We start from the raw sequence: 15220 nt of genomic DNA, 5'->3' as shown, positions 1-15220 counted from the left end.
TCACCGACGCCGTCCCCTGACCGCCGAACAACCCCACAGAAACGGCACGACCAGCAGGTCTCGACCAGCTGGCCGCAACATATTCAATTCGGCTACTTGTTTCGTTGACCTGCGACCGTTGCCCGGCCGGGCCTCGGTCGAGGCACCCGGGCTGTCGCTCTCAATTCGGCTGCCCACGCTGGTCGTGTGGCTCTCATCTGGCCTGCGCAGTCCCGGGCGCCGCCAGGGCGGGGAGAGGCTCAAGAGGGGACTGCTCTGCTCGAAGTAGCGTTGCCCTCCCGGCTCGACGAACCAGGTGGATCGAGCAGAGGACATGGTCGCGCAGCTGACCAAGTGCATCCGTACGAACCTGGGCTGCGCGGACATCTGCACGACCACCTCCCGGGTGCTGTCGCGGCACACTGTCGACGACGCGAACATCAGCCGCAGCCTGCTGCAGGCGTGCGTGACGGCGTGCCGGTCCTGCGGTGACGAGTGCGCCTCTCACGCGTACCAGCACGAGCACTGCAAGGTGTGCGCGGACGCCTGCCGGGCGTGCGAACCAGCCTGCCAGGACCTGCTGGACACGATGAGCTGACCGCGCAGGCGGCGGTGCCGGCGCCCGGATCCTCACCGGAGGAGGTCTCTCATCAAAGCGACCCCGTCCAGGGTCGGTGGACCCTGATTGGCATTAAAAGAGCGGACGCGGATCTTGCCCCGATTCCGCTCGCCTCTGCGCGTTCGTCGCAGAGCCGGTGTCGTGCAACGCCGCGAGGTGTAGGTGATGGCGATGCCGTCCCGCATGGCCTCGGTCAGGATCGGCCGGTGCGGCACGTAGTGGCCGGCGATCTCCTGGCAGGCGGCGGGTGCAGGGCTCACTGTGGGGACCGAGGGAGCAACCGTCAGCTCAGGTCACGGAACCGCTGAAGGATGATGATGACGAATGCGACGAGTACTGGTGCGGCGACCATGTCGAGGATCCGCAGGGTCTTCCGCCGCGCCGGGCGGCCGGTGAGCTGCACCACGATCCGGGAGCTGAGCGCCAGCACCAGCAGGGCGAGCACGGTCGCCTGGACGGGCCCGGCCCGGGCCGCGGTGAGGGCGATGTCCGTCATTCCGTCTCCGTCCGTCGCCTCCGGCGGTGCCGCAGCCCGTATCGGGCCAGCTCGATCAGGGCGGCCAGCGACGCGATCGCGGTGAGGGCGGCGAGCCCGAGCGGCGGTGACCACCGATGCAGATGGATCATCCCCTGCGCGACCAGGACGCCGAGGGCGAGGCTGAGCGCGACGCCGACGACGAACCGGCTGAGGCCGTCCGGTATCCGGATCAGACGCGCGCAAGCCAGTCCCGGCGCCACGGCGAGGTAGCCGAGGACGATGACCGCGCGCAAGTTGCCTGGCACGTCCCAGAGGACGAGGTTGATAACGCCGGCGTTGGCGAGGAGTGTCGCCAACGCCGGCCAAGGCGAGAACGGGAGGTCCGTCAGTGAGGAGGCGGCCGGTTGCTCGGAGAGACGTCGTTCGGCGGCCGCGCAGGGCTCAACGATCTCCGTCACCGCCGCCCCTTTCGCCGTTGCTGAGGACATAGACCCGCGCCTCGGGGTTGGTGTAGACAAGCCTGAACCGTCCTGAGTCGACGACCTGGCGTTCCAGGGTTTCGCCCCAGCCGCGCGGCTTGCCCAGGAACGACTCCGCGAAGACGAACTGCCCCTCCGTCACGATCAGGTACGCGCCCTTCGGGTTGCGCCGCATCTCGTCCTCGATCGCCATGACGCTCGTCGGCCCGAGGTCCTCGCCGAGGGGCCGGTACCGGTATCGTTCGACGCCCTGCGCCCGCCAGGGGACGTTGGACGTCACCGAGACGAACGAGACGCCCTCCGGAGCATGCGCGTAAAGCCACTCGACGGCCCGGTGGTCGGCCGGGCGTACCTGCTCGAACGCCTCGTTGCCGTATCGGGCGACGAAGAACGCGCCGATGAGCACGGTGCTCAGCGCGCCCGCGATGAGGGCCGAGGGGACGCGACGCCGCGCCGGCCACACCGGGACCACCAGCGCGGCCAGCAGGATCGCCATGAACGGCAGAGCGAAGGTGTATACCCGAAGGAAGATCTCGCCGCCGTAGCTCTGCATCCCCATGAGGATGAACGGTGCCCCGGCGAGCGCCAGGAGGCCCAGGTCGGCATCACCCCGGCGCATTCGTCGCCACGCACCGGCGGCCGCCAGCCCCCAGACCGACACCGTGAGGGCGAGTCGCAGCAGCACGACCACCTGGTGCCCCTCGTCGCCCCGCACCCGGTCGACCGCCCCTTGGTTGATGGTGCCGCCGACCTGTCCGAAGGAGCCGAACATGTCGTCCAGGTGCCCCGCCCAGTACACGACGGCGCCGTAGCTGATGTAGGCCATGAGCACGACGGCGAGCAGGACCGGCAGCGTACGGAGCGTGCACCGGCGGACCAGCACCAGCGCACCGACGGAAACCACGATCGCGATCGGGGTGAGCTGATGGCTGACGGTGCTGGCCGCGAAGAGGACGAGGATCACCGCCACCAGACCGACCAGCGACGCCGGGCTGGCCTGCTGGGCCACGGGTTCGAGCAGCAGCGGCCTCGGCGGCAGCCGGAGCAGGCGCAGCAGCAGGCCGACCGGGCTTCGCCGGGGCCGCGTGCGCTGCCGGCCGCCGTACCGAACGGGCCGGAACCAGCGGAGCAGTAGCATCAGCAGGACCAGGTAGAAGAGGTAGTTCAGCGCCTGGGGACCGAAGTAGTCCTGCCCCACCCAGTTGGCGGGAAGGAACAGCCAGAGGGCGAGCCACGCCGTCCGCGCATCAGCCGAGGTCACCCGGGCCAGCCGGAACGCCGCGGCGCCGTAGAGCAGGTTGAACCCCACGGGCGCCCAGGCGAGCAGCGGCATGGCGTCCGGCATCCCGGCCGCCCGCGTGGCCATGGCCGTCAGTGCGAAGAATCCGGGCCAGCTGAAGCGGGCGTCCAGCTCCGGCAGCGTCTTCCCGCTACGGGCGATGTAGTCGGCGAAGCCGACGTGCAGCCAGCCCGGGATCATGCGCGGCAGTGGTTCGATGATCGGCGCCGCACCGAAGAGCAGGACGACGAGCACCACCGCGTGCGCGGCGAGCAGGGTGTCCGAGGCCGGGCGGGTGCGGAAGACGCCCTGCAGGAAACTTGCCGTCAGCAGGGCCAGTGCGGCGTACAGCTCGGGCCGGAGCGCGGTGACCAGGCCGAGCGACCCGATGTCGGCGACGTCCCCCCGCCGCAGGGCCCAGACCCCGAGCGCGAGCGCCGCCGCGGGCGCAGCCCACTCGACGACGGCGAGCAGGCCGTCCCGGATCCGCTGACCGGCGGCGGCCGCCGGGGCGGCCAGCAGTGCGTTGCCGCTCACGACGCGCGCCGTAGCAGTTGGATCATCGACGGCAGGACGGCACCCGCCACCACGACCTGTCCGGCGAGGTAGGCGACGCCGACCCCGACGACCCCGATCTCGGCCATCGCGACCAGCGCCAGCGACAGGACCAGCGTGGTCGTGGCCGCGTGCACGGCGATGATCCGCCCCACCTGGCGTTGCACGCGCGACGCCGCGACGAAGACGGTCAGCACCAGCTTGGGCAGCACCGCGATCGCGAAGAGCCGCAGGATGCCGGAGCCGGTCGCGGCGTAGCCGCTGCCGAACAGGGTCAGCAGCAGCGGCGCCGACACGCAGAGCAGGACGACCGCCGGTACGAAGAGGAGCAGGCCCCGTCGCAGCATCTGCCGCGCGTAGGCCGCGAGCCGCGATTCGTCGGCGGCGGCCTCCACGGTCAGCGAGGTGCCGAAGTGGTACGCCACCAGCTCCAGGGACCCGCCGAGCAGCCAGGCCACGTAGAAGACGCCATTGGCTTCGGCGCCCAGCCGGGCGGTCACGATCAACGGCAGCGCGTTCGTGCCGGCCTGCATGAACAGATATCCGACGTAGTCCAGCGCTACGAACCGGGCGAGCACCCGGCGGCCCGGCAGCGCCGCTTCGGTCCGGCGCGCCCGCTGCCGGGGCAGCAGCCGGCGGAAGACCAGCACGTTGACGGGGACGAGCGCCACGACGACCGCCAGGTTCCACGAGACGAAGATGCCCAGGCTCGGTACGGCGCCGGCGAGCAGCACCAGCAGCGCGATCTTGACGAGCCCGAAGACGGCGTTCTCGATCGGGACCCAGACGACACCGCGCAGGGCGGTCAGCACGCTGTCCTGCAGGGTGAAGACGCACCAGCCGGCGACGGAGAGAGCGAACGCCACAGCGAGCAGGGGGGTGCGGTCCAGGAAATCAAGTCGGTCGGTGAGTCGGGGGGCGAGCAGCAGGAAACCGCCGCTCAGGGCGAGCGCCGCGAGACAGGCGAGCCCGTAGGAGTACCCGACCAGCCGACTGGCCTGACCGGCGGCGGCCGGCAGGAAACGGGCGAGGGCTCCGTTCAGATTGAGCTGCGCGAGGTTGCTCAGAAATGTCATCGTGGACACCATCGCCGCCCCGACGCCGAGCTCGGCCGGCGAATATAGGCGGGCGGCGAGAGCCCAGTACCCGATGCCGAGCAGTGAGCTCACCGCCGTGTTGAGCATCAGCGCGTAGACGTTGCCGTTCAGCGGGTCGCGCAGGTGCTGCCGCAGCCGTACGCCGATCGGCTCGGCGACGATGCCACCGCCGGGAGTCGCGCGGCCCACCGGCGGATCCGCCGTCCCAGCTCGTTGGGCACTCACGACATCAGCCCTCCTCCCGTCCCTCGTGCTCTCCCAGCGGTCACGCCGTCGGCCGGCTCAGCCGGGGATGCGCAGCGTGCACCAGGTGGCGGGCCCGTCGGTACGCGCGCCAGCCCCTGGTGAGCAACCGCTCGCCGTGCCACGCCAGCGGCCAGCCGGTGCCGTCGAGCAGGGCCCCGATGCCGGCGACACCGGTGTCCCGCTCGATCAGCACCCGGGCGAGGGCGAAGACGTCGTCGCCCGGGTGGCTCAGCGCGTTCTTGACGCCACACGCGGAGGAGTAACCGGCGGCGCGCACCGCGGTCCGCACGGCGTCGCTGTGGTAGCCGTACGGATAGGCGAAGGACCGGATCGGCGTCGCCAACCTGTCCTCCAACGCCTGTCGGCTCCCGGCGACCTCCCGCCGCACCTCGGTCCGGCGGAGGCAGTCGAGGGCGCGGTGGCTCTGGCTGTGCGACCCGATCTCCACCCCGTGCGAGTGCAGATCACGCAGCTGGTCCCAGTCGAGTGACGGATCCCCGTCCGGCGACGGCGTCGCGCCCACTCGGGCGGCGATGACGAACGCCGTCGCCGTGAGCCGGTACCGGCGGAGAACCGGCAGTGCGGTTTCGGCGAGGTCGGGAAAGCCGTCGTCGAAGGTGACCAGCACTGGTCGCGGCGGCAGCGGGACCAGCCCGCGCAGCACGGCCGCGTAGTCGCTCACGGTCATCGGCGTCCGCTCGCGCGCCCGGATCAGCGCCATCTGCTCGTCGAAGTCGCCCGGCGACACCGACCAGCGCAACGTGCCGTCGCGGCGCAGGTCGCCGACGCTGTGATAGCAGAGGACGGGAACGGAGATCTCCGGTGCCGGGTTCATGGGCGGCTCCTTGCGAATCTGGCCGCGGCGGCGGCGTAATGGACCGGCCCGAGCGCCAGCCCGCAGAGTTCAACGGCCGTCAGCCAGGCGGGGTATCCCTTCTGCTTGCGGCCGTTCTTCGCCGAGCCGGGCCGCAGGGCGTAGGCGACGCCGCGGGGCAGCCGCACCAGCAGCTCGCGTCGGGTGGTGGGGTCGTCCGCCAGGCATTTCGTCAGCACCGCGCCGAGGCCGACCCCGTACTGGTACATGGTCCGTCGTAGCGCCCGCACCTCACGTCGGTGGGTGTGCCAGACGATGGCCCCCGGCTCGTACGCCAGCACATGTCCGGCCAAAACGGCGCGCAGCAGGACGTCGATGTCCTCCCCGCTGCGCAGCCGCGGATCGAAGCCGCCCAGCCGGAGCAGCGCATCCTTGCGGAACGCCATGTTGGCGCCGGAGCCGTACGAGCCGGGCAGGTACGGGTGCAGCGATCGCGGTGGAAGGTCCACCCGACGGGCTGCTCCGGCCTCGAGCGTGGTGAACCCGGCCCGGTCGAACCGCCGCCGCTGGCAGCCCTTGCCGTAGCCACCGTACTGTTCCAGCCAGATCTGCGACGGCGTGTCGAGTTCCCGGGCGAGGACCTGACCGGTCACCGCGGCGACGTCGTCGGTGAAGCCGTCGACGAGGCTGCGCAGCCACCCTCGGTCGAGGATCACGTCGTCGTCGGCGTAGGCCACGATCGCACCCCGAGCCTCGGCCAGCCCCCGGTTGCGGGCGTGCGCGACGCCGGGTCGCGGCTCTGCGGCGTAGCGGAAGCGGGGATCGTCGGCGGCGTGCCGGGCGACGATTCGCGCCGTTTCGGTGACCTGCGGCGCGTTGTCCACGACGACGATCTCGTAGTCGGGGTAGTCGAGCGCGGCGAGCGAGTCGAGGGTGGACTCGAGCAGCGGTGTGCGTCCACAGGTGGGCACCAGCACGCTGATGAAGGCGGGCTGCTCCACCGCCCGTCGACGGGAAGGACACGACCCGGGGCCGCCGGTCTCCTCGGCCGACTCGGCGTCGAGGCGGTCGAGCGTGGGCAGGCCGTCGTGCCGCCGGTGCGCGTCGATCGCCGAGGACAGCTGGGACCGGATGGTGGCGGTGAGCGCCGGCGCAGCCAGCCCGCCGGCCGGCAGCGGAACCTCGACCAGCCCGAGCGGCTGCCCGTGCAGCCGGACCAGGACCTGCGCGGCGCCGTACCGGGTGTCGTCCGGCCCGCCTGTGTCTGGTACGTCAGGCACCCCCTCGGACAGCTCGACGGTGACCACCCGCACGGGCGTCGGACCCGTCCGGCGCCGGGGGACCGGCGTGCTCACCGCCTGAGAGGCGCGACGGGCGTGGGCCGAGACGTAGCCGGCGGCGGTGACCAGCAGCCCGACGACGATCGCCGCGGAGCGCAGCAGCCCGGCAGGGTCGCCGTGCCGAAGCTGGCGCAGGCCGCGGCGCACTCCGGCGGGCAGGGTACGGCGGGTGTACGTGCGCTCGGTGGCGAGTCCGGCGTCGCTGCCGACCAGCCGGGCGACCACGGCTTTGGATCGGCCCTCCGAGAAGCACCGCTGCCGGAAGTAGCGCCACTTCGCCCGGTCCACGGTCACCCGATGCCGCACCCGGGCCGCAGGCTCGTAGAGCACCACGCCGTCCGGTTCGAGCTGCCGGAGACGGATGCAGAGTTCCGTCTCCTCACAGCCGACCGGCGTCCGGCCGACTCGGCCGAGCGCCGGGTCGAAGCCGGCGGTGCGGTCCAGGATCGACCGACGGAAGGACATGTTGCAGCCGATGACGTTCCGCACGGGCGCGACCTCTGTGGGCTGGCCGGTGAAGCTGCACCCGACCACCCAGTCGAACTCGGGGGGCAGCCACCGTGGCCGTTCCTTCTCCCAGTCCGCCAGGGCGTGGCCGCCGACCGCGAGCACCCGCTCGTCCTGGTAGTGCGGCAGCAGTCGGGCCAGCCAGTCGGGCTCCGCCGCGGCGTCGTCGTCGAGGAAGGCGACAATCTCACCGGTCGCCCGGGCCAGCCCGGTGTTGCGGGCCGCCGAGAGGCCGCGCGGGCCGCTGCTCGGAACGACGGTCAGCTCGGGGAACGTGGCGCGTGCTCGCTCCAGCAGCGCCGGGTTGTGGTCGACGACCACGACGACCTGTGCCGGCGGTACGTCCTGCGCCAACGCGGAGCCGACCGCCCGGACGATCTGGCGCCACCGCCGCTCGGTGTAGACGCAGATGACCACGGTCGCGGTCGGAGCCGAGCCGGCCGGCGTCTCCGGAGTGAGGACGGTGATCGGCTCAGACGTTGACGAGGACGCGTTCGACGTTGCTGCGGACCCAGCGTGGATCGTCATGGTCACCTTCCGAGCCGAGGAAGAGCAGGATGTGGCGTAGCCAGTAGAGGAGGAGGGCCGGGCGCGGTGGGATGCCGTCCAGCCAGTCGGCCACCTCGCCGGCGGGGACGTCGAGCGTCCGGTCGATGCCGTGCCGCAGCGCGTGGACGACGATCTCGCCGAGTTCGTCGCCGCGGGCCAGCCGACGGGCGAGGACGTGCAGGTGCAGCAGATCGTGCAGGGGGAGTTGCCGGTCCGCGGCCTGGTCCCAGTCGACGATTCCGGTCACCTGGCCGTCCACCGAGGTCGCCAGAAGGTTGCCGGGCCAGAAGTCGCCGTGGATCCAGGAGGTGTGAACGGTGCGGTCGACGAGGGCGACCACGAGCTCCTCCCGTAGCCGCCGGACCGTGCCGAGGAGCAGACCGCCGCGCGGGTGGCGGGCGGAGAACTCCTCCAGCCGCCGGAGCGGGGCGTCCACCCACCCCGTCACGGCGGCCCGGTCGAGCAGGGTCCGTTCCCGGGTCTGCGCGTGGAGGTCGCGGACGACCTGGCCGGCGGAGGCGAGCAGCGCGCTCCGCCGGGTACGCCGCAGCATCATCCCGCTCGCCGGAGCGCCGCGCAGGGCCCCCTCCACGCAGTAGTAGCGCCCGTCGATCTCCCCCTGCGCCGCGCAGTACGGCAGGACCGGGCGCAGGGCGGGCAGGCGCGGGTCCGCCCGCAGAAGGTCGAGTACCTCGGTCTGGCGCCGCAGGCCCTCGACGGCCCGGCGGGTCCAGGGCACCTTGACCATGTAGCGGCCGCCGGTTCCGCGGCTCCGTACCGCCGCCACGGCGACGGACGTGCTGGTGAAGGTGACGGCCTCGGTCCGCCACCAGGTGTCGTCGGTGGCGGTCGCCCGGGCGACCAGGCGGGGAGCGACCGTGGCGGTCCAGCTTCGTTCGGGCCGGTGCAGCCAGGAGGCGAGCCGGTCCCGCAGGACCGGCTGCGCCCACTGGACCGCGCCCCTCACCGCGTCCTCCGCTCGACGTAGTGCCGCCAGATCCGGCCGAGCGCGTCGGCGAGCACCAGTTCCGGTGCCCGGTCGGCGTCCACGAGCTCCAGATGCGGAATTCGCCGGCGCAGCCGCCGGTACTGCTCGCGTTCCCGCTCGAGGTGCGCCGGGTCGTACTCCCCGGAGCGGCGGTACATGACCGACCCCGGGACGTCCAGCAGCAGCACCACGTCGGGTGCCGGGCAGAGCCGGCTCAGCAGCTGGAAGTACGGCCACTTGAGCCATACCAGCGGCCCGCGCGGCGGGAGCAGCGCGTCGTAGACGTACCGGTCGTAGACCACCATCCGGCCGAGGGTCCGGTGGCCCAGGGCTGTCAGGTACCGGCGCCACACCGTGAACGGGCGCAGCGAAATGCGTACGGCCTGCTCGGCAACGCTGCGCGGCGTCTCGGTCGACGGCCAGAGCCCCATGTAGACCCGGCGTACCGGAAAGTAGAACGTCGACTCGAGGCCCTGGGCCAGGGTGGATTTCCCAGACCCGTCGGGGCCGAGGAGGGCGACGTCCGCGCCCCGGCGACTCCACGCCTGCAAGGGCCGCTCGATCGCGCGCAAGGTGGCCGAGCCGACGACACGGCGCACCGCGCTTGCCGGACGGGCCCGCCACCAGGTGGCGAGCAGTTGCCGGCGGACGGACGGCAGCGCCGCCGGACGACCGGCCCGCCAGTACGCAAGGAGCATCCGGGCCGTCCGGTCCGGCAGCGCCCGAGGGAGCGGACCGTCGAGCGTGGCGTGGTCCTCCAGGTGCCGCAGACGACGGAGGTGGTGGCCGGCGACGGTGCCCTTGTCGAGTACGCAGTGCAGCAGCAACGCCCAGAACTCGTCCTCGGGCGCGAGCACCCACACGTCGTCCTGGCGGGCCCGGCGGTCCAGGCATTGCCCGGCGACCGGAGTGCGCACCTCGAAGTGGCGGCCGTAGGCGAGTTCGGTCACCAGGTCGACTTCGATCCACGAGCTGGTGGCCTCGTCGAGCCCCAGGAAGAACCGGTGACTGCCCCGGCCGTGACCGGCCAGGCGGATCAGGCCGTGGGTCTCGATGACGGCCACCGTCCGCGCGAGATCGGCCGGCGCGATCAGGAGGTCCAGGTCTCCGGGGCCGGTGAGCGCCTCCGGACCGCCCCGCAGCAGGCACCAGCGCACGCCGGCGTCGTCGAGGCCGGCCAGCACCGCCCGGGCGAGCCCGTGCGCGGCCCTCGCCGGTCCGGCCGGCTCCGGCGCCGGGCGCTCCGCGGCCGCGATCCCTGTCGGCGCGGTCATGTCATCGCCGCTCATCGTGTCTCCGCCGAGGATGCGGTCGCGTCGGTCAGGCGAAGGCACTGACCCGCCGGTGCGGTGGGCGCCGACGGCCCGGGGACCGCGAACTCCACCGGTGTGCCGGCCCGCAGCGGGAGGTACCGGACCTCGTACGGCCCGAGGTTCAGCGGCCGCCCCTGAATCTGAAGGTCGATCCGGTCGCCGGCGTTGTGCACCAGGAGGACGCCCTCCCGGCCCCAGGCCAGGCCCAGCTCCGGTGCCGGCCACGAGACGGCGTCGGGTCCAGCCCGGCCGGCGAGCACCTGCTGCAGCCGGGCGACCGCCTCCCCGTACGCCAGGGGCCGTCCCCCGCCGTCGCCGTTCGTCGAGGTCCAGAGCGCGGGCGCGTGCGGCTGCCCGGTGTCGCCCTGGGGTTCCCAGATCAGTGCCGCCGCCGCGCCCTGGTCGGCCATGTGCAGAAGGGCGGCGACGGCCCGGGCGGTCAGTTTCTGCTGCCCGGCGGCATCGGCCCGGCCCACGTGGAACTCGCTCCACCAGATCGGCAGGGACGTCCGCTGACGCAGCCATCGGGTGAGCGCGCCGAAGAGTTCGCCGCTGGTGGTGGTCGCCGTAATCGTGCCCTGGTCACGGGTGGACAGCCCGGCGTCGACGGCGACGAAGTCGGCGCCGTGCTTGTGCCGGAGCCAGTAGTCCAGCGCGTCGAGCCCGCGCTGGTCGACCACACCACAGGTGCCGGCGAGCGCTGACGGGTGACTGGCGTTCTTCGCGTTCGCCCAGATGTCGATGACGACGTACGGGCCACCGACGGCGATGGTGGAGTCCACCGCTTTGAGCGCGTCGTACACCAGGTTGTAGAGCCTGGTGTAGGACTCGTAGTCCCAGCGGTTCCCGGCGGCGTTCCAGAAGCCCTTCATCTCGTTCCACACCTGGAAGTGCCGCACGTCGGGATAGCGCCTGGCGACCGCCGCGGCGAGCGCGGCGAAGTCGGCGTAGTGCTCGGGACGGGGCGCGACCTCCAGCCGTTTCCAGTTGGTCTCCCCGGGCCGTCCACCCTTCATCCAGTCCGGGGCGCAGCAGAGCGTGATGACCGGGGTGCCGCGGGTCGACCTGATCATTTTCATCCGCCGGTCCAGGGAGGACCAGTCGAACCTGCCCGGGCTCGGCTGCGGGTTCTCCGCCCCCCAGCCGAGGATGTGCTGATTCTGGTAGCTGGCGGTCGCCGTCAGGACGGCCTTGGCGGAGGCGAGGGCGGGTGCGCTGCCCCAGTCGTCGATCGAGTAGCGGGTGTGGGTGACCCCCAGGGACAGGGTGCCCGGGTCGGGACGGTGGCTCTGTGGCGCCGACCAGTCGTATCCGGCCGCGTCCCAGCCGATCGGGAGGCCTTCGGCGTCGTCCGGCGGGTTCGAGGCGGGGCGGTCGAAACTCACGAGCAGAGCGATCGCGGTCAGGGCCGCGGAAAGGACCAGCCACCGGCGGCCAGCCGGCCGGGACAGGCCTGGCCGGCGACGTGGGGTACGGCTCATCACTACTCCCGCACCTGCCGGAGCGCCAGGATCCGCCGTACGCCACCGCGGGCGCGCTGGACCAGCGGAGTGATCGGCAGCCGCTCGATCCGGTAGCTGGCGTAGTCCTGGCTGACAGCGCCGAAGCGGCTCTTGAACAGCTCCAACGAGGAGACCCGAGCAGAGTCGCCCATGTTGTAGGACGTGCACCCCGCCGCGACCGCGTCCGCGATCGCCGTCTTGTGCAGCAGGTAGTTGGCGTAGACCGGGCCGGCGAGCTTCTCCAGCATCGCACCGCGCCAGTACATGGCCGTCCTCGCGCCGAGCAGCACGACGATTGCGGCGACCGGTCGTCCCTCGTGGTACGCGACGTACACCCGGCACCGGGAGCCAAGCATGGCCGCGACGGTGCTCAGCTTCCGAGGCGGCTCCCGCCGGGCTGCCAGCCGCCGGGCGAGCGGCAGCGGGAGGCGGTCGCGTCGCGCCCATCGGTCGACGGACTCCCGGTAGAGCTGCTGGAAGACCCGGACCAGATCTCCCGTGTCGTCACACTCGACCAGGACGCCGGCCCGCTCCGCGCGCCGGATCCGGTTGCGGGTGTCGCTGCGGAACCGCTTGCGCCAGACCTCGTCGAAACCGCCGTCGAGGGGGAGCGTCTGCGTCATCCGCTCCTCGCGGAGCACGCTCGCGGGCACCGCCGCTTCCCAGGTCGCCGCCGTCGCCGGGTCGGGACGGACCAGGGTGCTCAGCACGTGCCGTCGCCCCAGGTCGGTGACCACCATCCGGACGTCCTCCGGGTGGAGTTCCCCACCGTCGCAGACCAGCCCGCCCGGTCCCCAGCCGACCGGGAGTCCGAAGTCCGTGGCGAGGATCGGGCCGAGTCCCGGGCGCCGTACCAGCGGAAGGACGAGTCGCCGTCCGTCGGCCGTCTCGTAGAGCCGGGAGACGTCCTCGTAGCCTTCGACCAGGCAGACGCAGCGGAGCCACGTCGGCGTCTGGCTGGGCAGGGCGTTCGGCGCGGAGGCGAGCACCTGCTCCCACACGTCGACCGGCGCCGGACTGGTCACCCGCAGCGGTCGCGGGTCGCCGGACGCCCCCCGCAGGCCGGGTTCCAGGCTGGTTCCGACGCTCACGAGGAGCCCAACTGGAGGTCGGCGTGCCAGTAACGCTGGGTGGCGTCGTTGCTGGCCATGACCACCATGCCGGTGGCGCCGGTGACGCTCTGCTTGGTGGTCGTCACATTGTTCATGTTGGGCGAGAGGGCGTCCCTGATGACCGGCGTACCGCGGCCATCGGGGAAGGCGATGCTATCCATCGGGGAGCTCTTCATGAAGATCGTTCCCGGGTAGCCCGTGTAGGGACACCCACTGTCCGGCGCGGTCATGAAGACGTACAGCGTCTGGTGTTCGGAGTCGACCAGCAGGACCGGCCGGGTGTGGCAGTCCTTGATCCGCCCGACCCGGTAGCTGGACCACTCGCTGGTCGACGGGTCCCGGGCGAGGAGCATGATCAAGGGCGCCGACGTTGAGGCGCCGGCGTCGTCGAGTCCGGTCTTGACGACCGCGAAGACCCGGCCGGAGGCATCGGCCTGGAGTGACTTGAGGTTGATGTGGTCGTCGGCGCTGTTCGGACCCTGGATCGCCGTACGCGTGACGTCCCAGGTCTCGCGCGGCGCACCGTCGATGTGCTCGGCGAAGTACATCGCGGACTTCACCTGGTTGCTCCACATCACGCCGGTCCGGGTGCCGCCGAAGGTCACCACCGACGAGATGTCGTCGCTGGACAGGGCGGTGGCGGCGGTGACCGGGAGCACGAACGGCGTGCCCCAGACCGCGTCCCCGCCCGTGGTGTTGTTCACGTAGACCTTCGAGCCCTGCGTCCAGGTCGCCCAGAGCACGCCCGTCGAGTCCTTGTCGATGGTGAGGGTCTCGCTGGAGTAGTTGGTGATCTGCACCGGGAAGCCGGTGTCGCGGGAGTAGGTCTTCGTTGCGGCGTCGTAGCTGAAGCGGTAGAGCCGGGCCGGGTTTCCGGAGGCCGCGCCCGTGGAGGAACTGGCGCGGACGTGCGAGGAGACGTAGAGCCTGGTGCCGTCCCACAGCACGTCGGACCGGGTTTTCGGCCGGTTGTCGACGACGGTCCCGGTGTCGACCCACTGCTGCGTGGAGCGGTCCAGCCGGAAGATGTGGTGGGTCTGGCTGCTGGTGTGGAAGAGCACCGCCCACCAGGCGCCGTCGTTCCACCACAGCTTGCTTTCCGGCTTCTCACCGGTCGCCGCGGAGCCGTCACCCGCAGTGGACGGACCGACGTAGCCGATGTCGCCGGTCGCCGCACTGGCGGACGTGGCGAGCCCACCGGGCACCGGCCCGGCGCCGATCAGCACGCCGACCAGTAGGGCCAAGGCGTAGGACGTGCGCGTCGGCCGGGCACGGCGCAGGGGACGGGTCATCACCGCGGCACCTCGCTCAGCGCCGGGTTGGTCGGCTCGGCGGCCAGTGGCTGCCATCGGTGCAGCACCCGGTGGTCGATCGGGTCCACCACCGGTCGGGGGCGCCGTACGATCCGCTCCCGGATGAGCGTCCGGAGCACCCGCTGACCGTCCCGGAAGGTACGCAGGTTGGAGGTGCCGCAGCGGCGGGGGAGTTCGTTGCTCGGCACCTCGGCGATGCGCAGGTTCGCCTTCAGCGCGTGGACCACGAGCTCGGTCTCGATCTCGAAGCCGTGCGCGGTCAGAGCGAGTGCCGGCAGGCAGTCGCGACGGAACGAACAGAAGCCGTAGCACAGATCGGTGAAGCGGACGAGGAACAGGGTGTTGGTCAGCCGCACCAGCACCTGGTTCCCGGTCCGGCGCAGCGCCGTCAGGTCGGTCGATCCGCCGGCGGCCAGAAACCGGGAACCCTTGACGAAGTCGTAGCCGTTCATGAGCGGAGTGACGAAGCGGTGGATCTCGGCGGGATCCATGCTGCCGTCGGCGTCGATCATCACGATCAGGTCGCCGGTGGCGGCGGCGAACGCCACCCGCGCCGCGTCGCCCTTGCCCCGGCAGTGCTGCGTCAGCACCACGACGTCCGGCCGGATGGCGCGGGCGACCTCGACCGTACGGTCCGACGAGTGCCCGTCGACGAGCACCACCTCGTCGACCATCGACGGTAGGCGCTCGAGTACCCACGCGATGTTCTGCTCCTCATTGAGCGTCGGGATGACCACGCTCACGGTCTGTCGCACTTCGCGGCCGTTGACCAGTCCGGCGTCATCCTCGGGCCGTTCCCGCATCCGCAGGATGCTCAGTGGCCGGTCAACATGCCCGGACGGTGCGGGGAGCGGCGGCTCGGACAGCAGACTGGGCACGTGCGCATCGATGTCCCGGTTCAGGGTCACCTGATCCCCTCCCCGACGGGCCCCGTCACGCCGTTCCGCGGCGCGAGATCCGTCTCCGGCGTACCACCGGCGGTGACCTTCGATGTACTTCTCATCAGCTCCTCTTCCCCCACGATGCCGACGCAGCATTGAACGGTTTATA

13 protein-coding genes are annotated in these 15220 nt (G+C 71.6%); 1 reads left to right on the top strand and 12 read right to left on the bottom strand.

All coding sequences use genetic code 11. The features are described 5' to 3' along the window. The first annotated feature begins 295 nt into the window (after positions 1–295). A complete protein-coding gene (locus tag NLX85_RS17040) occupies positions 296–577 on the top strand; it encodes a hypothetical protein (protein WP_254336237.1) in 282 nt (93 codons plus the stop codon). Positions 578–881: 304 nt separating this feature from the next. On the opposite strand, the gene NLX85_RS17035 is transcribed toward NLX85_RS17040, so the two are convergent. From NLX85_RS17035 to NLX85_RS16980, 12 genes are all read right to left on the bottom strand, one after another. Beyond that, positions 882–1094, bottom strand: coding sequence for a hypothetical protein (locus NLX85_RS17035; RefSeq protein ID WP_254336236.1), 213 nt, complete (start codon positions 1092–1094; stop codon positions 882–884). Continuing rightward, positions 1091–1534 carry a hypothetical protein gene (locus NLX85_RS17030; protein ID WP_254336235.1) on the bottom strand — a complete coding sequence of 148 codons (444 nt, stop codon included), beginning with the start codon at positions 1532–1534 and terminating at the stop codon, positions 1091–1093. The genes NLX85_RS17035 and NLX85_RS17030 overlap by 4 nt, the downstream gene beginning before the upstream one ends. After that, a complete protein-coding gene (locus tag NLX85_RS17025; protein ID WP_254336234.1) occupies positions 1518–3371 on the bottom strand; it encodes a hypothetical protein in 1854 nt (617 codons plus the stop codon). Before NLX85_RS17025 ends, NLX85_RS17030 begins: the two co-directional genes overlap by 17 nt. Next, positions 3368–4675, bottom strand: coding sequence for a lipopolysaccharide biosynthesis protein (locus NLX85_RS17020; RefSeq protein WP_254336233.1), 1308 nt, complete (start codon positions 4673–4675; stop codon positions 3368–3370). The genes NLX85_RS17025 and NLX85_RS17020 overlap by 4 nt, the downstream gene beginning before the upstream one ends. 76 nt (positions 4676–4751) lie before the next feature. Further along, complete coding sequence (locus NLX85_RS17015) at positions 4752–5567, bottom strand: polysaccharide deacetylase family protein (protein WP_254336232.1); 816 nt, start codon at positions 5565–5567, stop codon at positions 4752–4754. Next, positions 5564–7921, bottom strand: a complete 2358-nt coding sequence (locus NLX85_RS17010; protein ID WP_254336230.1) for a glycosyltransferase family 2 protein — start codon at positions 7919–7921, stop codon at positions 5564–5566. Before NLX85_RS17010 ends, NLX85_RS17015 begins: the two co-directional genes overlap by 4 nt. Further along, on the bottom strand, positions 7866–8909 hold the full coding sequence (locus NLX85_RS17005) for a phosphotransferase (protein ID WP_254336228.1): 1044 nt from the start codon (positions 8907–8909) through the stop codon (positions 7866–7868). The genes NLX85_RS17010 and NLX85_RS17005 overlap by 56 nt, the downstream gene beginning before the upstream one ends. Then, the gene (locus NLX85_RS17000; RefSeq protein WP_254336222.1) at positions 8906–10219 is read right to left on the bottom strand and encodes a hypothetical protein; all 1314 of its coding nucleotides are present in this window, start codon (positions 10217–10219) and stop codon (positions 8906–8908) included. The genes NLX85_RS17005 and NLX85_RS17000 overlap by 4 nt, the downstream gene beginning before the upstream one ends. Continuing rightward, entirely contained in the window at positions 10216–11628 is a 1413-nt protein-coding gene (locus NLX85_RS16995; RefSeq protein ID WP_254336220.1) for a hypothetical protein, read from the bottom strand. The genes NLX85_RS17000 and NLX85_RS16995 overlap by 4 nt, the downstream gene beginning before the upstream one ends. Positions 11629–11726: 98 nt before the next feature. Further along, positions 11727–12836, bottom strand: coding sequence for a GNAT family N-acetyltransferase (locus NLX85_RS33450; RefSeq protein ID WP_254336218.1), 1110 nt, complete (start codon positions 12834–12836; stop codon positions 11727–11729). Further along, entirely contained in the window at positions 12833–14149 is a 1317-nt protein-coding gene (locus NLX85_RS16985; protein ID WP_254336215.1) for a hypothetical protein, read from the bottom strand. The genes NLX85_RS33450 and NLX85_RS16985 overlap by 4 nt, the downstream gene beginning before the upstream one ends. Next, positions 14149–14973 (bottom strand): glycosyltransferase family 2 protein, encoded by an 825-nt coding sequence (locus NLX85_RS16980; RefSeq protein ID WP_254336214.1) that lies wholly within the window; start codon positions 14971–14973, stop codon positions 14149–14151. The genes NLX85_RS16985 and NLX85_RS16980 overlap by 1 nt, the downstream gene beginning before the upstream one ends. Positions 14974–15220 lie beyond the last annotated feature (247 nt).

The organism is Micromonospora sp. A3M-1-15, from assembly GCF_024213425.1.
Taxonomy (GTDB): domain Bacteria; phylum Actinomycetota; class Actinomycetes; order Mycobacteriales; family Micromonosporaceae; genus Micromonospora; species Micromonospora chersina.
Note: the sequence above shows the minus strand (reverse complement) of the source record. Positions and strands in the feature narration are given on the sequence as shown.